Source organism: Cupriavidus sp. 05T41 (genome assembly GCF_056396525.1).
The window spans coordinates 1-25279 of the sequence record NZ_JBFTLQ010000023.1; the positions used below are offsets into that span (position 1 = coordinate 1).

The 25279-nt window shown below is 67.0% G+C and carries 24 protein-coding genes; 9 read left to right on the plus strand and 15 right to left on the minus strand.

Annotated elements, in window-relative coordinates; genetic code table 11:
- Together AC1DKV_RS15395 and AC1DKV_RS15400 are read left to right on the plus strand one after the other, a co-directional pair.
- A partial coding sequence (locus AC1DKV_RS15395; RefSeq protein ID WP_441617911.1) for an NAD(P)(+) transhydrogenase (Re/Si-specific) subunit beta occupies positions 1–161 on the plus strand: 161 nt, incomplete at its 5' end.
- 267 nt (positions 162–428) lie between these two features.
- A complete protein-coding gene (locus AC1DKV_RS15400; RefSeq protein ID WP_441617666.1) occupies positions 429–1469 on the plus strand; it encodes a response regulator in 1041 nt (346 codons plus the stop codon).
- A gap of 97 nt (positions 1470–1566) precedes the next feature.
- Here AC1DKV_RS15400 and AC1DKV_RS15405 read toward each other — a convergent pair whose 3' ends face one another.
- From AC1DKV_RS15405 to AC1DKV_RS15445, 9 genes are all read right to left on the minus strand, one after another.
- On the minus strand, positions 1567–2856 hold the full coding sequence (locus AC1DKV_RS15405; protein ID WP_441617668.1) for a THUMP domain-containing class I SAM-dependent RNA methyltransferase: 1290 nt from the start codon (positions 2854–2856) through the stop codon (positions 1567–1569).
- Positions 2857–2937: 81 nt separating this feature from the next.
- Complete coding sequence (locus AC1DKV_RS15410; protein ID WP_441617913.1) at positions 2938–3543, minus strand: 2-hydroxychromene-2-carboxylate isomerase; 606 nt, start codon at positions 3541–3543, stop codon at positions 2938–2940.
- Between the two features lie 164 nt (positions 3544–3707).
- Positions 3708–4130, minus strand: a complete 423-nt coding sequence (locus AC1DKV_RS15415; protein ID WP_441617670.1) for a CopD family protein — start codon at positions 4128–4130, stop codon at positions 3708–3710.
- Between the two features lie 137 nt (positions 4131–4267).
- Complete coding sequence (locus tag AC1DKV_RS15420) at positions 4268–5548, minus strand: glutamate-5-semialdehyde dehydrogenase (RefSeq protein WP_441617672.1); 1281 nt, start codon at positions 5546–5548, stop codon at positions 4268–4270.
- Positions 5549–5648: 100 nt separating this feature from the next.
- Positions 5649–6689 (minus strand): DNA polymerase III subunit delta, encoded by a 1041-nt coding sequence (gene holA / locus AC1DKV_RS15425; RefSeq protein WP_441617674.1) that lies wholly within the window; start codon positions 6687–6689, stop codon positions 5649–5651.
- A gap of 12 nt (positions 6690–6701) precedes the next feature.
- Positions 6702–7181, minus strand: coding sequence for an LPS-assembly lipoprotein LptE (locus AC1DKV_RS15430; RefSeq protein WP_441617676.1), 480 nt, complete (start codon positions 7179–7181; stop codon positions 6702–6704).
- 156 nt (positions 7182–7337) lie between these two features.
- Positions 7338–9962 (minus strand): leucine--tRNA ligase, encoded by a 2625-nt coding sequence (gene leuS / locus AC1DKV_RS15435; protein ID WP_441617678.1) that lies wholly within the window; start codon positions 9960–9962, stop codon positions 7338–7340.
- A 140-nt stretch (positions 9963–10102) separates the two neighbouring features.
- Positions 10103–10900, minus strand: coding sequence for a 4-hydroxy-tetrahydrodipicolinate reductase (gene dapB / locus AC1DKV_RS15440; RefSeq protein ID WP_441617680.1), 798 nt, complete (start codon positions 10898–10900; stop codon positions 10103–10105).
- Between the two features lie 112 nt (positions 10901–11012).
- Positions 11013–11678 carry an outer membrane protein assembly factor BamE gene (locus AC1DKV_RS15445; protein WP_441617682.1) on the minus strand — a complete coding sequence of 222 codons (666 nt, stop codon included), beginning with the start codon at positions 11676–11678 and terminating at the stop codon, positions 11013–11015.
- Positions 11679–11877: 199 nt separating this feature from the next.
- On the opposite strand from AC1DKV_RS15445, the gene fur reads away from it, so the two are divergent.
- The gene (gene fur, locus AC1DKV_RS15450; RefSeq protein WP_441617684.1) at positions 11878–12309 is read left to right on the plus strand and encodes a ferric iron uptake transcriptional regulator; all 432 of its coding nucleotides are present in this window, start codon (positions 11878–11880) and stop codon (positions 12307–12309) included.
- Positions 12310–12415: 106 nt separating this feature from the next.
- Here the strand turns inward: fur and AC1DKV_RS15455 are convergent, their stop codons facing one another.
- The 3 genes from AC1DKV_RS15455 to tkt form a co-directional block, all read right to left on the minus strand.
- A complete protein-coding gene (locus tag AC1DKV_RS15455) occupies positions 12416–13408 on the minus strand; it encodes a LysR family transcriptional regulator (protein ID WP_441617686.1) in 993 nt (330 codons plus the stop codon).
- A gap of 248 nt (positions 13409–13656) precedes the next feature.
- The gene (gene gap, locus AC1DKV_RS15460; RefSeq protein ID WP_441617688.1) at positions 13657–14655 is read right to left on the minus strand and encodes a type I glyceraldehyde-3-phosphate dehydrogenase; all 999 of its coding nucleotides are present in this window, start codon (positions 14653–14655) and stop codon (positions 13657–13659) included.
- A 94-nt stretch (positions 14656–14749) separates the two neighbouring features.
- Complete coding sequence (tkt, locus tag AC1DKV_RS15465) at positions 14750–16786, minus strand: transketolase (RefSeq protein ID WP_441617690.1); 2037 nt, start codon at positions 16784–16786, stop codon at positions 14750–14752.
- A 329-nt stretch (positions 16787–17115) separates the two neighbouring features.
- Between tkt and AC1DKV_RS15470 the strand changes: the two genes are divergently transcribed.
- Genes AC1DKV_RS15470 through AC1DKV_RS15480 form a run of 3 tightly spaced genes read left to right on the plus strand, consistent with a single transcriptional unit; the run spans position 17116 to position 18992 of the window.
- Positions 17116–17574 carry a VOC family protein gene (locus tag AC1DKV_RS15470; RefSeq protein WP_441617692.1) on the plus strand — a complete coding sequence of 153 codons (459 nt, stop codon included), beginning with the start codon at positions 17116–17118 and terminating at the stop codon, positions 17572–17574.
- On the plus strand, positions 17574–18329 hold the full coding sequence (locus tag AC1DKV_RS15475; RefSeq protein WP_441617694.1) for a 16S rRNA (uracil(1498)-N(3))-methyltransferase: 756 nt from the start codon (positions 17574–17576) through the stop codon (positions 18327–18329). Before AC1DKV_RS15470 ends, AC1DKV_RS15475 begins: the two co-directional genes overlap by 1 nt.
- 51 nt (positions 18330–18380) lie before the next feature.
- A complete protein-coding gene (locus AC1DKV_RS15480; RefSeq protein WP_441617696.1) occupies positions 18381–18992 on the plus strand; it encodes a YidB family protein in 612 nt (203 codons plus the stop codon).
- A 130-nt stretch (positions 18993–19122) separates the two neighbouring features.
- Here the strand turns inward: AC1DKV_RS15480 and AC1DKV_RS15485 are convergent, their stop codons facing one another.
- The 3 genes from AC1DKV_RS15485 to AC1DKV_RS15495 all read right to left on the minus strand — a co-directional run bounded on the left by AC1DKV_RS15485 (position 19123) and on the right by AC1DKV_RS15495 (position 22740).
- Complete coding sequence (locus AC1DKV_RS15485; protein ID WP_441617698.1) at positions 19123–19722, minus strand: barstar family protein; 600 nt, start codon at positions 19720–19722, stop codon at positions 19123–19125.
- Positions 19719–20075: a guanyl-specific ribonuclease gene (locus AC1DKV_RS15490; protein WP_441617915.1), complete on the minus strand. Its 357-nt coding sequence runs from the start codon at positions 20073–20075 to the stop codon at positions 19719–19721. The genes AC1DKV_RS15485 and AC1DKV_RS15490 overlap by 4 nt, the downstream gene beginning before the upstream one ends.
- Before the next feature lie 340 nt (positions 20076–20415).
- Entirely contained in the window at positions 20416–22740 is a 2325-nt protein-coding gene (locus tag AC1DKV_RS15495; protein ID WP_441617700.1) for an NADP-dependent malic enzyme, read from the minus strand.
- Between the two features lie 284 nt (positions 22741–23024).
- Here AC1DKV_RS15495 and thiL point away from each other — a divergent pair, with 284 nt between their 5' ends.
- The 3 genes from thiL (at position 23025) to AC1DKV_RS15510 (ending at position 25267) form a co-directional block, all read left to right on the plus strand.
- A complete protein-coding gene (gene thiL, locus AC1DKV_RS15500) occupies positions 23025–24023 on the plus strand; it encodes a thiamine-phosphate kinase (protein WP_441617702.1) in 999 nt (332 codons plus the stop codon).
- 106 nt (positions 24024–24129) lie between these two features.
- Positions 24130–24696 (plus strand): phosphatidylglycerophosphatase A family protein, encoded by a 567-nt coding sequence (locus AC1DKV_RS15505; protein ID WP_441617704.1) that lies wholly within the window; start codon positions 24130–24132, stop codon positions 24694–24696.
- A 73-nt stretch (positions 24697–24769) separates the two neighbouring features.
- The gene (locus AC1DKV_RS15510; protein ID WP_441617706.1) at positions 24770–25267 is read left to right on the plus strand and encodes a CinA family protein; all 498 of its coding nucleotides are present in this window, start codon (positions 24770–24772) and stop codon (positions 25265–25267) included.
- Positions 25268–25279 lie beyond the last annotated feature (12 nt).

Genomic DNA, 25279 nt, shown 5'->3' on the forward strand with positions numbered 1-25279 from the left:
TCCTGGAAGCCTACAAGGCCAAGACCATCATCGTGAACAAGCGCTCGATGGCGGCCGGCTATGCCGGTCTCGACAACGAGTTGTTCTACATGGACAAGACCATGATGGTGTTCGGCGACGCCAAGAAGGTGGTCGAGGACATGGGCAAGGCCGTCGACTGAGCACGCCAGGGCGCCGGGCGCGGGCCACGCCCGTGCCCGGCGCCGCTGCCCGCACGCCACACGCGCCACGCCCCGGCGTCACCCCCCTCCTTCAACCCCGCCGCACTGCGGTTGCGCGGGGGCGCGAGCGCGCTATACTGGTTCCGGTCTTCGGCCACGGAGTGTTCGCGGGCCGATCCGCCACCGGCCCGGCCGCACAGGTCCGTCCCCTGCCGCGCCGAACCCACCCGCCCGAAGTGTCCGAGAGACGCTCAAGCCGAACGCAACATGACATTCAACCCCCAGGACAGGAATCTGTCGGTCTTCCACCACCCGATCCTGACGGTGCTCGTCGACGACAGCAAGTCGTTTATCGACAGCCTGGCGTTCCAGATGGATCCGTCGCGGCCGGTGGTGACCTTCACCGACCCGCGCGAGGCGCTGCAGTGGATCCGCGACACCTACGCGCGCTTCACCGGTTTCCTGCCGGTGCGGGTGACGCACGATGACCTGACTTTCCTGACCGAGCGGCGTACCGTGCAGCTCGATATCGACCGCATCTACCGGCAGATCCACGACATCAACCGCTACGTGCAGCCGGGCGTGATCGTGGTCGATTATTCGATGCCGCAGATGAACGGCCTGGAGTTCTGCCAGGCGCTGCAGGACCTGCCGTGCAAGACCATCCTGCTGACCGGCACCGCGGACGAGAGCATTGCCGTGCAAGGCTTCAATCACGGCCTGATCGACCGCTACGTCAAGAAGCACGACAGCAATATGGTGGAGCGGCTGGACCAGGAGATCGATGCGTTGCAGCAGCAGTATTTCGCCACGCTGTCGCGCACGCTGCGCGACCTGCTGACGCGGCATTCGTTTTCCTTCCTGTCCGATCCGGTGATCTGCGACCGGGTGCGCCAGATCACAGCGCGCTATGGCTTCGTGGAGTACTACCTTTACCCCAACCCGGCCGGCATCCTGATGCTGACGGCGCAGGGGCATGCCACGCTGATGGTGATCGAGACGCGGGCCGGGCTGATGAACCAGGTGGAGTCGGCCGAGGCCTACGACGCGCCCGCGGCACTGATCGAAGGCCTGCGCGAGGGCCGCATCGTGCCCTTCTTCTGGCCCGGTAACGGCATGTACACGCCGGCCTGCATCGACTGGGAGCAGTACTGCCTGCCGGCCGAGCATTGCGCCGGCCGCGAGGATTATTTCTACGCGCTGTTCGACCTGCCGCGCCACCTGCTGCAGGAACCCATCGTCAGCTTCCAGGACTTCCTGAAGGACTTCGCCCGGGAACCCGAGCGCATCACCGGCCGCGGACACTGATCCGGCGCCAGGCCGCCGCAGGCAGCGGCACACGGCATCACGGGCGGCAGGGGATCCCCCCTGCCCTCATCCCTGCTACCACCCTCTGCGCGGGGCGTCAGGCCGAAGCCGCGCCGCTGTCGCCGTTGCCGTTGTTGCTGCGATTGCCGCCACGCACCATGTCGAAACGGAACAGCCGGCATTCGATATTGCCGTTGTAGAGGGGCGTGCGGCGCGACTCCTTGAGCCGCAGCCGACGCGGCAGGCCGAGGTCGCCGGTGAAGATCCAGGCCTGCCAGCCGGCGAAATTCTGCTTCAGCGTGGTGGCAAAGGCGCTGGCAAACTGGTTGGCGGCCTCGTCCTCGACCCCATTGTCGGGCGCCTCCTCCAGCGGGCGGCGGCGCTCGCCGCGCACGGCGATCCGCTCCCCGTAGGGCGGGTTCATCAGCAACATGCCCGGCGTCGCGAACGGCGGCTGCGCAAAGCGCGCGTCCACCTGCTTGAGCTGCGGCTCGCCGGGCAGGCCGGCGCGTTGCCAGTTGGCTTCGGTCATCGACAGCAGGTCGGTGGAAATATCGCTGCCGGCAATCTCCAGCGGCTCTGCCACGGCGCGCGCGCGCGCGGCCTCGATGTCCGCCTGTGCGGCCGCCTTCAGGGCCTGCCAGCCGCGCGTATCGGCGCCCTTGAGCCATTCGAAGGCGAAGCTGCGCCCGGCGCCCGGCGCGATGCCCAGGGCGACCTGGGTCGCCTCCACCAGGAAGGTGCCGCTGCCGCACATCGGATCGTAGAAGGGTTGTTCGGTCTGGCCCGGCACCCAGCCGGCCAGGCGCAGGATGCCGGCGGCAAGGTTTTCCTTCAGTGGCGCCTCGCCCTTCTCCATGCGCCAGCCGCGCTTGAACAGCGGCTCGCCGGAGGTGTCGAGATAGAGCGTGACGTCGTGCTCGGTCAGGTGGGCATAAATGCGCACATCGGGACTGACGGTATCCACGCTGGGCCGCGCGCCGAGACGCTCGCGCATGGCGTCGCACACCCCGTCCTTCACGCGCAGCCCGATGAAGTTCAGGCTCTGCAGCGGCGAGCGGTGTGCCGTCACGTCCACCCGCAATGTCTCGTCTGGCGAGAACCATTGTTCCCAGCGCTGGCCGCGCGCCAGGTCGTAGATATCGTCCTCGCGGCGGTAGCCGCGTGCGGCCACGCGCATGAGCACGCGGCTGGCAATGCGCGAATGCAGGTTTACTGCGTAGGCCGCCACCATCTCGCCCGAGAACGTGACGCCGCCCGGCATCTCGCGATGGACCTGGAACGGCGCGAGCGCGGCCATGCCGGGCCGGGCTGCGATTTCGCGCAGCTCTTCGGCGAGCGCGCTTTCCAGACCGCGCGGGCAAGGGGCAAAGAAGGCTTGGGACATGGATTGGGTATTCCTGCAAACAAAAACGTCCGCCGTGGCGGACGGGGTCGGATAGCGCGCAGTGTACCGCGCCGCGGGGCTTCAGCCAGCCGCGAAGGCGCGCTCGAGGAAGTCCAGGCGATCCTGGCCCCAGTACGACTGGCCTTCGTAGACGAACCATGGCGCGCCGAAGGCACCGGCGGAGATCGCATCCTGGGTGTGCTGGGCGTAGTCCGCCTGCACGGCCTGGGCCTCGCTGGCCTTGAGCATCGCGGCGCCATCCAGGCCGATGCCGTCGGCAAGCTGGACCAGCGTGGGGGCGTCGGCGATATTACGCTGCTCGGCCCACAGGGCGCGGCCGATCGCGCCGACCAGCTCCATGGCGCGCGCGGTGCCGTGCGCCAGCTGCACGGCGATGATCAGTTTGCTGGCGGCGTCGCCGGACACCGGGAAATAGGTCGGGTGCAGGTTCAGCGGCAGGCCCAGGAATTCGCTCCAGCGGGCCAGTTCCACCAGCCGGTAGGCCTGGCGCTGGGGCGGGCGCTGCGCCAGCGGCAGTCCGCCCGAGACCGAAAACACCTTGCCCAGGTCGCTGGGCTTGAGATTGACCTGCACGCCGTACTTGGCCGCGAGCGCGGTGAAGCGTGCGTGCCCAAGGTAGACGAACGGCGATTGCGGGGAAAGATAGTAGTCGACCTGCTTGCTCATCATGTCCTCTGGACGGGGGCGGCGCGCGTCAACAGCGCCTTGGACTGTGGGGAAAACGGCAATGCGAACAGCGATCCGGAAACCGAACCGGGAACAATACGGGAAAACGCCGCGCCGTGCTTGCGGCCGCCGCGCGGCTTCCCCTGCGTTTCACGCCGGTCGGCTCAGAACGGCTTGACCACCACCAGGATCACCACCGCCAGCAGCACCAGCACCGGCAATTCGTTGAACCAGCGGTAGAAGGTATGCGAACGCGTGTTGCGCCCGCCCTCGAACTTCTTCAGCAGCACGCCGCAGCCGTGGTGATAGCCGATCAGCACCAGCACCAGCGCCAGCTTGGCGTGCATCCAGCCCTGCCCCGGGCCGCGCCCGATGCCGTAGCCGAGATAGAGCCACAGGCCGAACACCAGCGCCGGCACCGCCAGCATGGTCATGAAGCGATAGAGCTTGCGCGCCATCAGCAACAGCCGCTGCACGCCGGCGGCGTCGGTCTCCATGGCGAGGTTGACGAAGATGCGCGGCAGGTAGAACAGGCCGGCAAACCAGGAGACGACGAAGACGATATGCAGCGCTTTGACCCAGAGCATCTGGCTTCTTGTGTGGGGTTGATGGTGCGGCCAGGACGATGACCGTGATGCGTGACGACTGCAAGGCACGTCCGGGCCGGAAAAGGCGCCGGACAGGCGCCGGCAGGCGGCGGGACAGCCCGCCAGCCAGGCCGAACTCAGGTGCGGATCTCGCCGTGCCCGAACACCACGTATTTCAGCGAAGTGAGGCCTTCCAGCCCGACCGGGCCGCGCGCGTGCAGCTTGTCGTTGGAGATGCCGATCTCGGCACCGAGGCCGTACTCGAAGCCGTCCGCGAAGCGCGTCGAGGCATTGATCATCACGCTGGCCGAGTCGACTTCGCGCAGGAAGCGCATGCCGGTGCTGTAGTTCTCGGTGATGATGGAATCGGTATGCGCCGAGCCGTAGGTGTTGATGTGCGCGATGGCCTCGTCCAGCCCGGCCACGGTGCGGATCGCCAGCACCGGCGCCAGGTATTCCAGGCGCCAGTCTTCCTCGGTGGCGTCGACCAGGCCGGTGAAGCCGGCGGCTTCCAGCGTAGCGCGGGTGGCGGCGCACACGCGCAGCTCGACGCCCTTTTCCTGGTAGATGCGGCACAGCGGCGGCAGCGCGGCGGCGGCCACGCCGGCGGCGACCAGCAACGTCTCCATGGTGTTGCAGGGGGCGTAGCGCTGGGTCTTGGCGTTGTCACAGACGCGCACGGCCTTGTCCAGGTCGGCGTCGGCGTCGATGTAGACGTGGCAGATGCCGTCGAGGTGCTTGATCATCGGTACGCGCGCTTCTTCCATCAGGCGCGCGATCAGGCTCTTGCCGCCACGCGGCACGATCACGTCGACGTATTCGGTCATGGTGATGAGCCGGCCGACCGCGGCGCGGTCGGTGGTCTCGATCACCTGCACGGCCTGCTGCGGCAGGCCGGCGGCCGCCAGGCCCTCGGCCACCAGCGCGGCCAGCGCGGTATTGGAACCGATGGCCTCGGAACCGCCGCGCAGGATGGTGGCGTTGCCCGACTTCAGGCACAGCGCGGCCGCATCGATGGTCACATTGGGACGCGACTCGTAAATGATGCCGATGACGCCCAGTGGCACGCGCATCTGCCCCACCTGGATGCCGGTGGGACGGAACTTCATGTTGCTGATCTCGCCGATCGGGTCGGCCAGCGCGGCGATCTGCTCGAGACCGGCGGCCATGGTGTCGATGGCCTTGTCCGACAGCGTCAGGCGGTCGATGAAGGCGGCGTCCTGGCCGTTGGCGCGGGCACGCTCGACATCGCCGGCATTGACTGCCTTCAGGTGCGCGGCATCGCGGCGGATGGCGGCGGCGATGATCAGCAGCGCGCGGTTCTTGTCGGCGGTGGAGGCGCGCGCCATGGCGCGCGAAGCGGCGCGAGCCTGCTGGCCGACGCGTTCCATGTATTGCTTGAGATCGAGCTCGTTCATAGTCCTGGCCGGGCGATACCGGCCCTCAATGCGTGTTTTTTGCAGGCGATGGGCTGGCAGGAACGCGTGCGCGGTGCGCAGGGCGTACCTGGCGCGCAACCTACCTGGCGATAAGCAAAGCCAGCTGCAGCAGGCCGTCCCAGGGTTCGGCCGGCATGCCCTCGGCGCGCAGGCCCTTGACCTGGCGGTCCAGCCGGGCGGCCATGGCGAGCGCGCTTTCGAGCTGCGCCGTTGAAAGCCGCTGTGCTGCCTGTGGCACCAGCTTCTCGCGCGGGCCCCAGATACGCAGTTCGCGGGTCAGCACGCCGATCGGCTTGCCTGCCGCCAACCCTTGCCGGACCTTGGATAATACGCGAATTTCCTCGGTCAGCGCCCACAGCACCAGCACCGTGGCCTGGCCTTCTCCGCGCAGCCCTTCGAGCATGCGCACCAGGCGCGGCACGTCGCCGCCGAGCATCGCTTCAGATAGCTTGAACACGTCGTAGCGCGCCACATTGAGCACCGCATCGTGCACTTGCTCGAACGTCAGCGCGCCGGCCGGATAGAGCAGGCCCAGCTTCTGGATTTCCTGGTGGGCCGCCAGCAGGTTGCCCTCCACCTTGTCGGCGACGAACTGCAGCGCGCGCCGGCCCGGCTCGCCCGGCTCCACGCGCTGCTGCTGCAGTGCCAGCCGCTCGCCGACCCACGCCGGCAGGCGGGTGCGGTCGACCGCATCGATCTTGAGCGAGACGCCGGCGCCTTCGAGTGCCTGGAACCAGGCCGACTTTGCCGTGGCGAAATCCAGCCGCGGCAATGTGACCAGCATCACGACATCCGGCGAGGGCTGGGCCGCCACCGCGCGCAGCGCTTCGCCGCCGTCCTTGCCGGGCTTGCCGGAAGGAATGCGCAGCTCGACGATCTTGCGGTCACCGAACAGCGACATCGATTGCTGCGCCTGGACCACCTGGCCCCAGTTGAAGCCGCGCTCGGCGGACAGCACCTCGCGCTCGGTGAAGCCAGACTCGCGTGCCGCCTGGCGCAGCCGGTCGACCGCCTCCAGCACCAGCAGGTGTTCGTCGCCGTGCACCACGTAGAGCGGCGCCAGGCCACGTCCCTTGGCCTGGCGCAGATGGGCGTCGAGTCCGTCGAGTTTGAGCTGCATGCCGGGCGTGGCTCAGATCGCCTTGACCGCGGCCAGCCGGCGGATCAGCTGCTGCACGATATCGCGCTGCATGTCGCGGTAGAGCTGTTGCTCTTCGTAGTCCTTGGCCAGCGTGTTGGCTTCGTTGTAGGTCAGGTCGCGCGTGAGCACCAGTTGCGACGGGGCGATCAGTTCCTGGCCGCCGGCATCGCGCAGGCGGAAGGTAAAGCGTTGCGTCAGGCGGTATTCGCGCACCACGCCGGTGGTGGTGAGCGACAGCACCGTCTTGGTACGGGTGTCCTGCAGCACGTCCAGCAGCGCGTCGGCTTCCTTGGGATCGGCCACGACCTGCGTATCCGAGCCATTGCGGATGGCGCGGCGCAGGTCCGAGCCCATCAGCGTATTGGGCGGGATGCTCAGGTACAGCTTCTTGAACACGAAATCCGCGTTGCCCCGCATGTGAAAGCCGCAGCCGGCCACCAGGCCGGCCGCCAGCAGTGCCGCCAGGGCCATGCGGCGGCCCCGCACGGGCTCACCCGGCGTCTTTCGATCCGTCTGCCGGTCGGCCTGTCGGTCGGTCGGTCGATCGGCTTGTCGATCGGATTGTCGATCCATACCGGGCAACTCCCTCGTTGGCTTGGTCACGGGCATGAGCTTGGCGGCAGCGTCTTACAACACCACGTTGACGAGACGCCCCGGCACCACCACGATCTTCTTCGGCGCGGCGCCGGCGGCGAACTTGGCCACGATCTCGCTGGCGGCGGCCATGGCCTCGATGGCGGCACGGTCGGCACTGGCCGGCACCGTCAGGCTGCCGCGTACCTTGCCGTTGACCTGCAGCACGAGTTCGAGCTCGCTCTGCACCAGGGCGGACTCGTCCACCTGCGGCCACGGAGCGTCGAGCAGGTCGCCGTACTGCGTGGCGTAGCCCAGTTCCTGCCACAGGCCGTGGGTAATGTGCGGCACCACTGGATACAGCACGCGCAGCAGGATGCCGAAGCCTTCGCGGCGCGCGGCCGGGGTGGCGGCCTTGGCGTCTTCCAGCGCATTGAGCATCTTCATGGTGGCGGACACCACCGTGTTGTACTGGATGCGCTGGTAGTCGTAGTTGGCCTGCTTGAGCACGCTGTGCAGCTCGCGGCGCAGCGTGCTGTCGCCATCGCCATACTGCGCGCCATTGCCGGCCGCCGCGATTGCCTCGGCATTGGCATGGCCGTAGTTCCACACGCGGCGCAGGAAGCGCGACGCGCCTTCCACGCCGGAGCCGCTCCACTCGAGCTGCTGCTCGGGCGGCGCGGCGAACATGACGAACAGGCGCGCGGTGTCGGCGCCATACTGGTCGATCAGCGCCTGCGGGTCGATGCCGTTGTTCTTGGACTTCGACATCTTCTCCACGCCGCCGATCACCACCGGCTGGCCGTCTGCGTTGAGCACGGCGCCCAGCGGACGGCCACGCTCGTCGGTGCTGACGTCCACCTCGGCCGGGTTGTACCAGGTCTTCTTGCCGGCCGCGTCCTCGCGGTAGTAGGTGTCGTTGAGCACCATGCCCTGGGTGAGCAGGTTGGTGAACGGCTCGCCGAACTTGACCAGGCCCATGTCACGCATGACCTTGGTCCAGAAGCGGGCGTACAGCAGGTGCAGGATGGCGTGTTCGATGCCGCCGATGTACTGGTCCATCGGCATCCAGTAATCGTTGCGGCCATCGACCATGGCAGCCGCGTCCGGGCTGGTATAGCGCATGTAGTACCAGCACGAATCGATGAAGGTATCCATGGTGTCGGTCTCGCGGCGCGCCGGCTTGCCGCACGACGGGCAGGTGCACGCGAGGAAGCGCGGATCCTTGGCCAGCGGGTTGCCGGTGCCGTCCGGCACCAGGTCCTCGGGCAGCACCACCGGCAGGTCCTGCTCGGGCACCGGCACCACGCCGCAGTCCTCGCAGTGGATCAGCGGGATCGGCGTGCCCCAGTAGCGCTGGCGCGAGATGCCCCAGTCGCGCAGGCGCCAGGTGGTCTTCTTCTCGCCGATGCCTTTCTCTCCGAGGTCGGCGGCGATGGCCTCCACCGCGGCCTGGTAAGCCAGGCCGTCGTACTTGCCGCTGTGGACGCAGACGCCGTGCTCCTTGTCGCCGTACCACTCCTGCCAGGCTTCGGTGGAGAAGGGCTGGCCCTTCACATCGACGACCTGCCTGATCGGCAGGCCGTACTTGTTGGCGAAGGCGAAGTCGCGCTCGTCGTGCGCGGGCACGCCCATCACGGCGCCGTCGCCGTAGCTCATCAGCACGTAGTTGCCGACCCACACCTCGACCTGCTCGCCGGTGAGCGGATGCACCACCTTCAGGCCGGTGGGCATGCCCTTCTTTTCCATGGTGGCCATGTCGGCTTCCATCACCGAGCCGTGCTTGCACTCGTCGATGAAGGCAGCCAGCGCCGGGTTGGTGGCAGCCGCGTGCGTGGCCAGCGGATGCTCGGCGGCAACCGCGCAGAAGGTCACGCCCATGATGGTGTCGGCGCGCGTGGTGAACACGTACAGCTTGCCGTCGCCGATCAGCTTGCCGTCATCGCCGGCAATCGCGTGCGGGAAGGCGAAGCGCACGCCGACGCTCTTGCCGATCCAGTTCTGCTGCATGATCTTGACGCGCTCGGGCCAGCCCAGGCCATCGAGGTCGCCCAGCAGCTCTTCGGCGTACTGGGTGATGCGCAGGTAGTACATCGGGATCTCGCGCTTCTCCACCAGCGCGCCCGAGCGCCAGCCGCGCCCGTCGATGACCTGCTCGTTGGCCAGCACGGTCTGGTCGACCGGGTCCCAGTTGACGGTGCCGGTCTTGCGGTAGGCGATGCCCTTTTCCAGCATCTTGAGGAACAGCCACTGGTTCCAGCGGTAGTAGTCCGGGCTGCAGGTGGCGACCTCGCGCGACCAGTCGATGGCCAGGCCCATCGACTGCATCTGGCGCTTCATGTACGCGATGTTGTCGTAGGTCCAGGCCGCCGGCGCCACGCCGTTGTTGAGCGCGGCGTTTTCGGCGGGCATGCCGAACGCGTCCCAGCCCATCGGCATCAGCACGTTGTGTCCCGTCATGCGCAGCTGGCGCGCCATCACGTCGTTGATGGTGTAGTTGCGCACGTGCCCCATATGCAGCTTGCCCGACGGGTACGGCAGCATCGAGCAGGCATAGAACTTGGGCTTCTCGCTGCCGTCGGCCAGCTTCGCCTGCTCCGTCACGCGGTAGGCATCGATCGCTTGCCAGTGTTGCTGGGCGGCTTGTTCAACGGCGGAGGGAAGGTATTTGTCTTGCATGTTCAGGACAGCGGGCGAAGCGCGTTGGCGGGCCAAAGCGTGGAAAAGAAAAGCGGCGGGCTGCCTTGCGGCGCCCGCCTGCGCTGGAATGCCGAAAACGCCGATTATAACCGTCGGGGCAGACGGCGCGGCGGGCCCCGTTACTTCAGGCCCAGCACGTCCTGCATGTCGAACAGGCCGGCGGGCTTGTCGGCCAGGAAGCGCGCCGCGCGCACCGCGCCGTCGGCGTAGGACTGGCGGCTCGACGACTTGTGGGTGATCTCGATGCGCTCGCCGATGCCGGCGAACATCACGGTGTGGTCGCCCACGATATCACCGCCGCGCACGGTGGCGAAGCCGATGGAGTTGGGGTCGCGCGGCCCGGTATGGCCTTCGCGCGCAAACACGCCGCAGGTCTTCAGGTCGCGGCCCAGCGCCTTGGCCACCACTTCGCCCATCGCGAGGGCGGTGCCGGACGGCGCGTCGACCTTGTGCCGGTGATGCGCCTCGATGACTTCGATGTCGTAGCCGGAGGACAGCAGCTTGGCGGCCATTTCCAGCAGCTTGAACGTGGCATTGACACCAACGCTCATATTGGCGGCGAAGACCACGCCGATGCGCTTGGCGGCCTCCGCCAGCGCGGCGCGGCCGGCTTCGTCGAAGCCAGTGGTGCCGATCACCATCTTGACGCCGAGCCGCGCGGCCACCGCGACGTGCGCCAGCGTGCCCTCGGGGCGGGTGAAATCGATCAGGCAATCGGCGCCGGCCAGTGCCGCTTCGATGTCGGAAGTGATCGTCACTCCGGTGTTGCGGCCCAGCACCAGCCCGGCGTCCTGGCCCAGGGCCGGCGCGCCCGGCACATCCAGCGCGCCCGACAGGGTCACGCCTTCGGTGGCGAGGACGTGTTCGATCAGCATGCGGCCCATGCGGCCGGAGGCACCTGCGATGGCGATATTCATGGCGTGTCAGCAATCATAAAAAAGCCGGCGGTGAGGCCGGCCGGTATTCGGGGGTCGGCAAGCCCGCCTGGCCGCCTGCACTGGCGGCCGGGCGGACTGCCTTGCGGGCTGCTCAGTTGGCGGAGTTCGGGCCGGCTACCGGCGCCGATGCCGATTCTTCGGTCAACTTGCTGCCGGCGGCGGTCGCGCTGCCAGCGGGGGCCGCGGCAGCGCCTGCCGGCGCGGTGTCGGCAGGCACGGACGGGCTGGCTGCGCCCGGCGCAACGGCGGCCGTCGAATCCACCGGCGCCGCGGCAGGCGCCGAAGCCGGCGCAACCACATCCATGTCCTTGCGCAGCGGGCGCTGGTTGGCCTGCATGGCCTTGTAGCCGTCGATTTCCGCGATCAGCTCGTATTCGGACGGGAGTTCGTCCCCGCCGAACTTGGCCAGCTTGTCGCCGTCGAAGAACACCGTGTAGCGGCGCTGCTGCACCACCGGGGTGTTGCCGCGGCGGAACGAGAAGACGTAATCCCAGCGATTGCCGTGGAAGACGTCCGCCAGCAGCGGCGTGCCGAGCAGGAACTTGACCTGGTCGCGCGTCATCCCTTCACGCAGCTGGGACACGGCCTCGCGCGAGACGAAGTTGCCTTGCACGATATTGATACGGTACGGCGTGATCGCGTTGGCGACTTTGCGTGACGTATTGTCGTAAGTGGAGCATGCTGCAGTCAGCAGAGCAGCAGCCAGCACAGAGGTAACCAGCGTCGGACGCATGGCGGACGAACGAAATGAACGCATGTATCTCGCTTCTAGAAGGGAGAGGAAAGTGCCGATTCCGGCCCTCGCGGCGTTTGCCACGAGACGGCTGGGGCGATGCATCATCGCGGGAGCAGCCTAGGGCAGCCGGCGGCGCCCCAGGCAACCCCCGAGGCGACTTTTACCGCCAAAACCCTTATGATTCAATAATCCAGACATTGTACTCTAGGGAGTCACGCCCATGCCGAGTCCGGCGGACCTCAAAAATATCGGTCTCAAAGCGACCGTTCCACGCCTGAAGATCCTCGAGATCTTTCAGACCAGCGAGCAGCGCCACCTGAGCGCGGAAGATGTTTACCGCATCCTGCTCAGCGAACAGATGGATATCGGCCTTGCAACCGTCTATCGCGTTCTCACCCAGTTCGAGCAGGCAGGCCTGCTCTCACGCAACAACTTCGAGTCCGGCAAGGCCATCTTCGAACTGAACGAAGGCAAGCATCACGACCACCTGGTCTGCATCGACTGCGGCCGCGTGGAGGAATTCTACGATTCCGAGATCGAGCGCCGCCAGCAGAGCATCGCCAGCGAGCGCGGCTTCGCGCTGCAGGAACACGCGCTGTCCCTGTACGGCAACTGCACCAAGCACGACTGCCAGTTCCGCCCCAAGCGCTGACACTGGCCTTCCGGCGGTAACTGCATCCGCCGCGGACGAACATAAAAAAAACCGGCGCACCGCGCCGGTTTTTCTTTGCCTCGGGCAATCGCCCCCGGGGCTGTGCTCAGGTCTCGCGCTCGTCCTGCTCGGCCACGATATGCAGGCCGCCACGCGCGGCGGCCGGCACGCCGACGAATTCGCCGACGACCTGGCGGAACAGGCCGCGCGCCCACACCAGCATCGGATGGGTGTTGCGGCTGCGGTGCCAGAACATGTTCAGGCCCAGCGTGGTATTGAGCTCGGCGGGTAACGGGAAGGCCTTGAGGCCGTAGGTCTCGCAGGCCATGTCCTTGGTCAGCGCATTGACCGTAAAGATCATGTCGGTCTGCGCCGCCAACTCGGACTGCGCGCGCCACGAATGCACCGTCAGCGTGGCGTTGCGCTTGAGCCCGCGCTGCTGCAAGGCGTAGTCCAGCGGGATCAGCGACGGCGCGGGACGGCCGCTGCCACCCGAATGCGCCATGAAGATGTGGCCGCAGTCGAGGTATTGCTCCAGCGTGCAGGTGCCCTTGAGTACGGGATGGTTCTTGCGCGCGCAAACCCAGAGGTTCAGCGAGGTCACCATCTCTTCCACGATCTCGGGATGCCGGGTCGGGAACGGCGAGAACGCCAGGTCCAGTTCGTTGCCGCGCATGGCGGCCACGTCGGATTCCCACGAGTGGGACTCGACCAGCTTGATATGCAGTTCCGGCGCCAGTTGCTTGATGCGCAGGATGAAGCGGTTGAACACCGTATCGCCCAGTTCGGCGGCGAAGCCGATATTGAGCGTGCCAGTGGCAACGGCGGGATCGAAATTGTCGGCGTCGCCCTCGTTGATCGAGGACCACAGGTCGAGCATGTCGCGGATCTTGGGGCCCAGCTCCAGGGCCCGCGGCGTCGGCGTCAGGCCGTGCGGCACGCGGATGAAAAGGGGATCGTCGAAGATCTCGCGCAGGCGACCCAGCGAATGCGATACCGCGGGCGCGGTCATGTGCATTTTTTCCGCGACATAGGTCGCGTTTCGCTTGCTCAGCAACTCGGTGAAAATCACGAGAAGCTTGGTATCCACATTCACCATGATCTCGCCCAGGTTAGATTGGAAGTTGCAAATGAATTATGGGTCACTTGCATAGGCTGCACATTGGTATTTCCAGCACTTTATCAGTGTAAGAGCAAAGCCGGGAGCGGAACAGCGTTTCCACTGGCATCGCCGGCCACGCCCCAGCGCACGATCGCCGGAATTGCCGGCAGGAAGCGAGCATGATGATCCGCAAACCCCGGACCACGGCGGCGCCTACTTCCTGCCGGCGCAGGCAGCCTTACAGCTTACTTGGCCACCACGCGGGCCATTTCCAGCACCTTGTTGGAATAGCCCCACTCGTTGTCGTACCAGCTCACGACCTTGACGAAGGTCGCGTCCAGCGCGATGCCGGCTTCGGCATCGAAGATCGAGGTGCGTGCATCGCCGCGGAAGTCCGTGGCGACCACCTTGTCTTCGGTGTAGCCCAGCACGCCCTTGAGCGCGCCCTGGCTCTGTGCCTTCATTTCGGCGCAGATCTCGGCGTAGGTTGCGCCCTTTTCCAGCTCGACGGTCAGGTCGACCACCGACACGTCGGAGGTCGGCACGCGGAACGACATGCCGGTCAGCTTCTTGTTCAGCTCGGGGATCACCACGCCCACGGCCTTGGCGGCGCCGGTGCTCGACGGGATGATGTTTTCCAGGATGCCGCGGCCACCGCGCCAGTCCTTGTTGGACGGGCCATCGACGGTCTTCTGCGTGGCGGTGGTGGCGTGCACGGTGGTCATCAGGCCGCGCTTGATGCCCCACTTGTCGTTCAGCACCTTGGCCACGGGCGCCAGGCAGTTGGTGGTGCAGCTGGCGTTGGAGATGATCGCCTCGCCCTTGTACGTCTCGTGGTTCACGCCGTACACGAACATGGGGGTGTCGTCCTTGGACGGCGCCGACATGATGACCTTCTTGGCACCAGCGTCGATGTGCTTCTGCGCGCCTTCCTTGGTCAGGAAGATGCCGGTGGACTCGATCACCACGTCGGCGCCGATCTCGCCCCACTTCAGCTCGGACGGATCCTTGACCGCGGTCAGGCGGATCTTCTTGCCGTTGACGACCAGGGTATTGCCGTCGACCGACACTTCGCCGTCGAAGCGGCCATGCACCGAGTCGTACTTCAGCATGTACGCCAGGTAGTCAGGCTCGAGCAGGTCGTTGATGCCGACCACTTCGATTTCCTTGAAGTTGGCGGCGGCGGCGCGGAACACCATGCGCCCGATGCGGCCGAAGCCGTTGATGCCGATCTTGATGGTCATGTCTATCTCCTGAGTAGGCTAACGATCGATGGATGCAAGAAAGCGTTTGCCGGACCGGGCGGCCGCGGCCGCCACATCGGTCCGGAGCTGCGTATTACTGGCCGAGCGTGTCGCGCACCGTGCGCACGACGTTCTCGACCGTGAAGCCGAAGTGCTTGAACAATACGCCAGCGGGAGCCGATTCGCCGAAGGTGTCGATGCCGACCACGGCCTGGACCTGGTACTTCCACCAGAAATCGGTGATCCCAGCCTCGACTGCCACGCGCGGCACGCCCGCCGGCAGCACCGAGGTCTTGTAGGCGGCGTCCTGCTTGTCGAACACCGTCGTCGCCGGCACCGAGACCACGCGCACGTGCACGCCGTCGATGGCCAGTTGCTCGGCCGCGCCCACGGCCAGGCCGACTTCCGAGCCGGTGGCGATGACCACGGCGTCCGGCAGGCCGGTCCTGGGATTGTTGCCTTCGCGCAGCACATAGCCGCCGCGCGCGATATTGGCGCGGGTGGCGTCGCTGCGCTTCTGGAACGGCAGGTTCTGGCGGCTGAAGATCAGGCAGCTCGGGCCGTTCTCGCGGCGCACGGCCTGGGCCCACGCCACCGCGGTTTCCGTGGTGTCGGCGGTACGCCAGACATCCATGTTGGGGATCAGGCGCAGGCTGGCGACATGCTCGATCGACTGGTGGGTCGGGCCGTCTTCACCCAGGCCGATGGAGTCATGGGTGAACACGAACAGCGTGCGGATCCTCATCAGCGCCGCCATGCGCAGCGCGTTGCGGCTGTAGTCGGAGAAGGTCAGGAAGGTGCCGCCGTAGGGAATGTAGCCACCATGCAGCGTGATGCCGTTCATGATGGCGCTCATGCCGAACTCGCGCACGCCGTAGTTGATGTGATTGCCCCAGGCTTCGGCGCGCACGGCCTTGCTGCCCGACCAGTTGGTCAGGTTGGAGCCGGTCAGGTCGGCCGAGCCGCCCAGGAACTCGGGCAGCACCGGGCCGAAGGCCTCGATGGTGTTCTGGCTGGCCTTGCGGGTGGCGATGGTCTCGGCCTTCTCTTCGCACTTGGCCAGGAAGGCGTCCACGGCAGCGTCGAAGGCGCCGGGCAGCTCGCCGCGCATGCGGCGCTGGAATTCGCCGGCTTCGTACGGGAAACGCTCGGCATAAGCCTCGAACAGCGCGTTCCAGGCCTTCTCGAGCGAGCCACCGCGGGCCTTGGCGTCCCACGCCGCATAGACTTCGGCAGGCACTTCGAACGGGGAATGGGTCCAGCCCAGGGCCTCGCGCGTGGCCAGGATTTCAGCGCCACCAAGCGGCGCGCCATGCACATCGTGACCGCCTTCCTTGTTGGGCGCGCCCTTGCCGATCAGGGTGCGGCAGCAGATCAGGGTCGGGCGGTCGCTGGACTTGGCCTGCGCGATGGCGGCGTCGACGGCGGCGGCGTCATGGCCGTCCACCGCGCGGATCACGTTCCAGCCGTAGGCTTCGAAGCGCTTCGGCGTGTCGTCGGCGAACCAGTGCTCGACGTCGCCGTCGATCGAGATGCCGTTGTCGTCCCACAGGGCGATCAGCTTGTTCAGCTTGAGCGTGCCGGCCAGCGAGCAGGCCTCGTGGCTGATGCCTTCCATCAGGCAGCCATCGCCCATGAACACATAGGTGTGATGGTTCACGATGTCGAAGCCTGGGCGGTTGAATTCCTCGCCCAGCAGGCGTTCGGCCAGCGCCATGCCGACCGCGTTGGTCAGGCCCTGGCCCAGCGGGCCGGTGGTGGTCTCGACACCCGGCGTGATGCCGTATTCCGGATGGCCCGCGGTCTTGCTGTGCAGCTGGCGGAAGTTCTTCAGCTCGGCCAGCGGCAGGTCGTAGCCGGTCAGGTGCAGCAGCGCGTAGAGCAGCATCGAGCCGTGGCCGTTGGACAGCACGAAGCGGTCGCGGTCGGCCCACTTGGGATTGACCGGGTTATGCTTCAGATGACGGCCCCACAACGCCACCGCGATATCCGCCATGCCCATGGGCATGCCGGGATGGCCTGAATTGGCCTGCTGGACGGCGTCCATGGCCAGGACGCGGATGGCGTTGGCCATGAGTTGGACGGGCTGCGAAGCGTGCGGACTGGCGGCGGGATGAGCGAGGTGGGACATGCGGCGGGAACCTGGCGGCGGGAAAAGCGCAATTTTACCAGAAGGAACGCGGCAGTCTGGCCCCCCGGCGGGGCCGCCCGGGGGCCGCCTGCAGTGGACCGGATGGCTCTCGCCCGGCATCGGCACGACGCCGGGCCCGATCCGGCTGCGGCGCGCTGCGCTGCCACCACGTGGCGCCCCACCCGGCGCTGTTCGCCCTGCCCCTGCACCTGCAGGCCCTCTTCGACAGCGCTGGCGCACCCGCGTAAGATGCTCATTCGCACCGCCGGTCTTGCCGCCCAGGCAGGCCCCGCGCGGCTTCCCGCAACCGGAGATGACAGGAGACGATCATGACAAGACCGGCCAACACCCCCTGGCTCACTCCCTACCTGACGGTGGGTAACGGGCGCAGCGCGCTCGACTTCTATCACCGCGCCTTCGGTTTCAGTGCGGGGAACGTAGTCGACGAAAACGGTGTGCCCACCCATGCCGAGATGCACTATCGCGGCGAACTGGTCGTGATGTTCGCGCCCGAGGGCGCCTGGGGCAGTACCGCGCGCACGCCGCGCTCGCTCGGCGTCGAATGCCCGCAGACCTTCTACGTCTATTGCGACGATGTCGATGCCATGCACACGCGTGCCATCGCCGCCGGCGCGGTCAGCCTGATGGCGCCCGCCGACCAGTTCTGGGGCGACCGCTATTGCATGGTCGAGGATCCCGACGGCTACCGCTGGGGCTTCGGCAAGCCGCTGGACAATCCGGCGGCGGCGCAGACGCTAGCCACGACCGGCCAGGACGGAACTGTCTGATGCCGCCTCGTTTCTTCGTCGATGGCGCGCTGGCCGCGCAGACCGAGCTGTCGCTGCCGGAAGCCGTGGTCCGCCATGTGCAGGTGCTGCGGCTCAACCCCGGTGACGACGTCACCCTGTTCGATGGCCGTGGCGGCAGCCACGCCGCCACGCTGGTCGATATCGGCAAGCGCCACGCGCTGGCGCGTATCGGCGACCACGATCCCGCCGAAACCGAACTGCCGTTCCACGTCACGCTGGCACAAGGCCTGGCAGGCGGCGACAAGATGGACTGGCTGATCGAGAAAGCGGTCGAGCTTGGCATCGGCACGATCCAGCCGCTGCAGGCGGCGCGCTCGGTGGTGCGGCTGTCGGCCGAGCGGGCACAGAAACGCCAGGCGCACTGGCAGGCGCTGGTGGAAGCGGCCTGCGAGCAATGCGGGCGCAACCGGCTCCCCGTCGTGGCGCCGGTGGCCAGCCTGGAAGGCTGGCTGGCGCAACAGGGCAAGCCGGCGGCGGGCGCCGGCGCGCGCCTGCTGGTCTCGCCGCGCGCCACGCAATCGCTGGTATCGTTTGCAACAGAGCAGCGCCAGCGCCTGCTGGACGGCGGCGTGACGCTGCTGATCGGGCCCGAGGGCGGGCTGGCGCCGGACGAAGAAGCGGCGGCGCTGCGCGCGGGGTTCACCGGCGTGTCACTCGGACCGCGCATCTTGCGTACCGAGACCGCGGGGCTGGCTTGCCTGGCCGCGCTCAACGCGGTACTGGGCGGATTTTGACGGCAAGGGACCATCCGGGTCCGTTGCCGCATTTCACCGAAGGAGTCGACCATGGGACTACTCGATAGCGTGCTGGGCGGGGTGCTCGGGCAGCGCGGCAGCGGCGAAGCAGGCGCGGGCGGCCTGAACCCGAAGATGATGATGGCGCTGGGCCTGATCGCCATGCTGGCAATGCGCCATAAAGGCGGCGACGCGGGAGCGGCCGTGCCGCAGGATCCGTCCGCGGCAGGCGGCGGTGGGCTCGGTGGACTTGGTGGACTCGGCGGCCTGCTGGGCGGCCTGCTCGGCGGCGGTGGCGGCGCTGCCGGCGGCCCGTCCGGCGGAATGGACCTCGGCGGCTTGCTGGGCGGGTTGCTCGGCGGCCAGGGCCAGCAGGGCGATGCGCCCGCGCTGGGCGCCGCGGCTGGCGGCATCGGTGCCTTGCAGGAAGTCCTGGCGCGGGCCGGCCTGGGCGAGCAGGTCAATTCGTGGATCGGCACGGGTGCCAATCAGCCGGTCTCGCCGTCACAGCTGGCCGGGGCGCTCGGCGACACGGGCGCGCTGGAATCGCTGGCCAGTTCCACCGGCATGTCCGCGGATGATGTGGCCGCGCACCTGAGCGAAGGCCTGCCCGAACTGATCGACAAGCTCACCCCGCAGGGCCACGTACCGCCTGCTGCGTGAAGTGCGGACGAAGGCGGCGCTGAAACGCAGGGCGCCGACCGGCTCCGGGTAGACGAAAGGCCCGCTCAGGCGGGCCTTTGTCTTTGCTGCGCGCCCGCCGCGGCTGGCGCGGTATCAGGCGAGGCGGGTGTCAGGCAAACGAGTAGAACACGCGGAACTGGACCTTGCGCTCGGCCCAGAACTCGGCCGCGTCGCGGAACACGTCGAGCAGCACCTCGCGGCCTTCCTTGTCGAACTTCTGCGCAATGGGCAGGCCTTCGAGCACGATCACGAAGCCGGGCTGCGCACCGGCCTTGTGGATCAGGTCGGTCAGGCAGTCAGCCAGGGCATCGAAGTTCTTGCCGAAGTGCTTCGGAAACAGGAAGCTGGTGGCGATGGTGTCCAGCACCTCCGCCTTGCTTTGGCAATGCGCGCAGTTGGCGTACAGGAAATGCTGGCCGAGCTCCGCCGCCGCCTGGGCGAGTTCGGGCACGCGGAACGCGCGGATAGACTGGACGATGTTCGGACGCACCGTCTTGAACAGGTTCATGGCTCCCTCTTGGCTGCCGTCGGTGCCGGCTGCGGGAACGGGTGCGAGCGGCGGTTGGTGCGAGAGCTCGTTGCGAGGCATCATCAACACGTTGTCGTAAAGATTCTGGGCCTGGGTCTGGGCCCGCTGCCAGCCATCTCCGGCGCCGCGCTCTTCGCGGGCGGCAAGGGCGTCGCCCAATCCGAAAATGTCAGTCATCATTTGGCTATCCGTTTGAAACTGTTGTAGTGGTCGTCCGTGTAGTAGCAGTCGTTGGTGGCGCGTTGATCACCGCCACATACGATGCGTCTGGCTCCCCGGTTCCGGCTGTTAGTTTTCACCGTGTATTCGCGGTAATAGTCGCGCGACTTCTGCGGCAGGATGCGCTCGTAGTTGCCGAACCTCGAGCCATCCTTGGCGTAGGGAAACGGGCCACCCGCTTCGATACGCTCCATCGTCGTTTGCGCTTCGTTGGGCAACTGCTGCAGCGAGATGGTTCCCGTGCCGGCGTCTGCCGTCTGCCGCGCCAGCACTGGCTGGGCCAGCGCGCACGATACCGCCGCGACCGCCAGCACCCGGCCTGCTGCCCGTGCCAGCCCTGCGGCTGAAATCCATCGCGATGCGCGCTGCGTCAGAGAAATCTGGGAACCCACGTTGCTTGTCTTGTTGGGGAGGACGCGATAACGATGGCATCGCGCAAATGTGCATTCCGCGCGCACTTCAAGGCCATAAGGTTACGCGCATGCCGCTAAATAATCAATCCCCGCCCCTCGGAACAGACGAAAACTCCAATTGTTTCAAGGTGTTATTAACATGTGTGCACCCACTTACCCCAGGCTTTGCGTCACACCGGGGCACAAGGGGCGGGACGAAAAAAAAGCCGGGCAAGCCCGGCTTTTCTCGGCAGGTAGCGGCTTAGCGCTTGGCGGCCGCGTCCACCACCACCAGCGACGTCATATTGACGATACGCCGCACGGTGGCCGAAGGCGTCAGGATGTGCACCGGCGCCTTGACCCCGAGCAGGATCGGCCCGATCGCCACATTGTTGCCCGCCGCGACCTTGAGCAGGTTGTACGAGATGTTGGCGGCGTCGATATTCGGGCACACCAGCAGGTTCGCCTCGCCCTTGAGCGCGCCATCCGGCACCAGCGTCTCGCGCAGCTTGGGATCGAGAGCGCAATCGCCGTGCATCTCGCCGTCCACCTCGAGCTCCGGCGCACGTTCGCGCAGGATCGCCAGCGTTTCGCGCATCTTCTGCGCCGAAGCGGCCTCCGAGGTGCCGAAGTTCGAATGCGACAGCAATGCAACCTTGGGCTCGATGCCGAAGCGCTTGAGCTCTTCCGCGGCCATGATGGTGATCTCGGCCAGCTGGCCGGCGGTCGGGTCGACGTTGACGTGCGTATCGACCAGGAAGATCTGGCGGCCCGGCAGGACCAGCCCGTTCATCCCGGCGTAGACCTCATTGGTGCCGCCCAGGATCTGGTCGATATAGCGCAGGTGCGCGGCAGTGGTACTGACCGTGCCGCAGATCATGCCGTCGGCCTCGCCCTTCTTGACCAGCATGGCGCCGATCAGCGTGGTGCGGCGGCGCATTTCCAGCTTGGCGTACTGCTGGGTGACGCCCTGGCGGGCCATCATCTTGAAGTAGGCCTCGGAGTAGTCGCGGAAGCGCGGGTCGTTCTCCGGGTTGACCACGGTGAAGTCAACGCCGCCGCGCAGGCGCAGGCCGAAGCGCTCGATGCGGTGGGCGATCACGGCCGGGCGACCGATCAGGATCGGGTTGGCCAGCTTTTCGTCGACGATCACCTGCACCGCGCGCAGCACGCGCTCTTCCTCGCCCTCGGCGAAGACGATGCGCTTCTTCTCCATGTCGACCTGACGGGCGGCCGCATAGATCGGCTTCATCAGGGTGCCCGAATGGTAGACGAACTGCTGCAGTTGCAGACGGTAGGCGTCCATGTCGGCGATCGGGCGCGCGGCCACGCCGGACTTCATGGCGGCCTCGGCCACGGCCGGTGCGATCTTGACGATCAGGCGCGGATCGAAGGGCTTGGGAATCAGGTACTCGGGGCCGAACGACAGGTCCTGGATGCCATAGGCAGTGGCGACGATGTCGCTCTGCTCCTGGCGCGCCAGTTCCGCCACCGCGTTGGCGGCAGCAATTTCCATCTCACGCGTGATGGTGGTGGCGCCGCAGTCCAGCGCGCCACGGAAGATGAAGGGGAAGCACAGGACGTTGTTGACCTGGTTCGGGTAGTCGGTGCGACCGGTGGCCATGATGGCGTCGGGACGCACCTCCTTGGCCAGCTCCGGCATGATTTCCGGATTGGGGTTGGCCAGCGCCAGGATCAGCGGCTTGTCGGCCATGCCCTTGATCATCTCGGGCTTGAGCACGCCGGCGGCGGACAGGCCCAGGAAGATGTCGGCGCCGTCGATGACTTCGGCCAGCTTGCGCTTGTCGGTCTTCTGCGAGAAACGCGCCTTTTCCGGGTCCATCAGCTCGGTGCGGCCTTCATAGACCACGCCGGCCAGGTCGGTCACCCAGATGTTCTCGAGCTTCATGCCCATGTCGACCAGCAGGTCCAGGCAGGCCAGCGCCGCGGCGCCCGCGCCCGACGCCACCAGCTTGACCTTGCCGATATCCTTTCCGACCACCTTGAGGCCGTTGATCACGGCCGCGCCCACCACGATCGCGGTGCCGTGCTGGTCGTCGTGGAAGACGGGAATCTTCATCCGCTCGCGCAGCTTGCGCTCGACGTAGAAGCACTCCGGCGCCTTGATGTCTTCGAGGTTGATGCCACCGAAGGTCGGCTCCAGCGCGGCGATGATCTGGACCAGCTTCTCGGGGTCCTTCTCGTCGATCTCGATGTCGAACACGTCGATGCCGGCGAACTTCTTGAACAGGCCGGCCTTGCCTTCCATCACCGGCTTCGAGGCCGCGGGGCCGATATCGCCCAGGCCCAGCACGGCAGTGCCGTTGGTGATCACGCCAACCAGGTTGCCGCGCGCGGTATAGCGGAAGGAGTTGGCCGGGTCGACCACGATCTCCTCGCATGCAGCGGCCACGCCGGGCGAGTAGGCCAGCGCCAGGTCGCGCTGGTTCGACAGCGGCTTGGTCGGCGTGACCGAGATCTTCCCTGGGGTCGGAAACTCGTGATATTCCAGGGCAGCTTTGCGCAGCGCCTCACGCTGCTGCTGCTTCAGGTCGTCTTGGGGCGTGGGCTGCTGGGGACTGGTCATCGGCGCATCTTCCGGTCGGTGGAACCGTTATTGACGTTGTCGGAAACGAAAGGGCGGGCCGGTTCCACGTACCCGCGTTCTCTTCCTTTTGAACCTGGCATTTTATATTGTGAAATATTATTTCACAATAAGCGTTTTGCGCGTGGCAGCTTTGCGTTTCGGTACAATATGCCGCATGCCGCCAGCGCTGAACAGCAGGGCGTCACCGGCATCGACAAGCCCCGCGCCGGCAACCTGCAGGCGCTCACGTGGCTCTTGCCGATTCTCCCCGCCCGACCCTTTCCATGCCAGCTTATTCCAGCGCTTCCAGCAATCCGGGCGCCCCGCTCTCCGAGTTCGACCTCATCCGCCGCTATTTCACCCGCCCCGCGCGCAAGGCGGTGCTCGGCGTCGGCGACGACTGCGCGCTCATCGAGGCACGCGCGGGCCACCACCTGGCGATCAGCACCGATATGCTGGTAAGCGGGCGTCACTTTTTTCCTGACGTAGCGCCCCGTGCGCTGGGCCACAAGGCGCTGGCGGTCAACCTGTCTGACCTGGCTGCGATGGGGGCCGAGCCGCGCGCCTTTACGCTGGCGCTGGCGTTGCCGGAAGCGCAGCCGGAATGGCTGGCCGAACTGGCCGCGGGCATGCTGGCGCTGGCCGACGCCCACGGTTGCGAGCTGATCGGCGGCGACACCACGCGCGGGCCGCTTACGCTGAGCCTGACGGTGTTCGGCGATGTGCCTGCCGGCATGGCGCTGCGACGTGATGCCGCACGCCCCGGCGACGATATCTGGATTTCCGGCACGCTCGGCGATGCGCGCCTCGCGCTTGGCGACTGCCGCGGCGAATGGCTGCTGCCGGAGCCGGACTTCACGCAGGTCCGCCCGCGCATGGACATGCCGACGCCGCGCATCGCACTGGGCATGGCGCTACGTGGCGTGGCGCATGCCGCACTCGACATATCCGACGGCCTGCTCGGCGATCTCGGCCACATCCTGGCGAGTTCGCAAGCCGGCGCCCTGCTCGACGTCGACGCGCTGCCGCGCTCGGCGGTGCTGGCCGACCAGCCGGAAGCGCTCCAGCGCGAATGCACGCTGGCCGGCGGCGACGACTACGAACTCTGCTTCACCGCGCCCGCGGGCGCCCGCGAGAAGATCGCCGCCATCGGCGCGCGGCTCGGGCTGCAGGTAACGCGCGCCGGCACCATCACGCCGGAGCCGGGCCTGCGCCTGGTCGACCGGGAGGGCAATCCCTGCGCATACAGCGGCAACAGCTTCGACCACTTCGCATCCCCCTGACAAGCGGCATGCGGCCGTGTCATGATGTTGCCATGCGGGGCGCCAGACCCCGCCCGGGCCAAGGCGCCCGGGACAATCCCATCCAAACCAGACGAGCCAACCCTTGATGTCCGCCTACCCGCCCGGGCCCGCCGCGCACGATCCCGCCCTGACCCTCGAAGCCGGCCAAGCCGCCAAGGTCTTGCGCCCCACCGCGCGCTTCATGTTGTCGCACCCGGCCCACCTGATCGCACTGGGCTTCGGCTCCGGGCTTTCGCCCGCCGGCCCCGGCACGGTCGGCACGCTCTACGCGTGGCTGTCCTACCTGGTGATCTCGATGTGGGTGCAGCCGGAAACCTGGCTGTGGATCATCGGCGGCGGCTTCCTGCTCGGGCTGTGGGCCTGCGCCCGCACCGCGCGCGACATGGGCGTGCACGATCATGGCAGCATGGTGTGGGACGAAATCGTGGCGTTCTGGCTGGTGCTGCTCTTCGTCATGCCGACCGGCTTCTGGGGCCAGCTCGCCGCTTTCCTGTGGTTCCGCCTGTTCGATATCGTCAAGCCGGCCCCGATCGGCCACCTGGACCGCACGCTCAAGGGTCCGGGCCTGCGCGGGGGCTTTGGCGTGATGTTCGACGACGTGATGGCCGCGTTCTACACGCTGCTGGTGTTCGCCCTGTGGCGTTCGCTCTGAGCGGGCCCGCCTCACACTGGTTTACGCCGGCCTACACGCCTCCCCTGCAACCATTTCTACCGAATCCGCCATCATGTCCGTCAGCCGCTTGCTCGATCAACTCGCCGTCCAGGCCGGCATCTCCCTGAACGAGAAATCGCTGCTGCTCGCCACGGCGGAATCCTGCACCGGCGGCCTGGTGGCCGCGGCGATCACCGATGTGTCGGGCTCTTCGGGCTGGTTCGAGCGCGGCTTCGTCACCTACTCGAACGAAGCCAAGACCACCATGCTGGGCGTGCCAGCCAAGCTGATCCGCGACCACGGCGCGGTCAGCGAGGAGGTTGCCCGCGCCATGGCCGAAGGCGCGCTGCTCAACAGCCGCGCCCAGGTGGCGCTGTCGATCACCGGCGTGGCCGGCCCCAACGGCGGCACGCCGGACAAGCCGGTCGGCATGGTCTGCTTCGGCTGGAGCAACCGCATTACCACCAAGGTGGAGACGCAGCGCCTGCGCGGCGACCGCCAGCAGATCCGGCGCCAGGCGGCCGAGCACGCCATTCGCGGCCTGCTCGAACTGGTCCGCAACGAAGCCTGAAGCGCCGCGCCG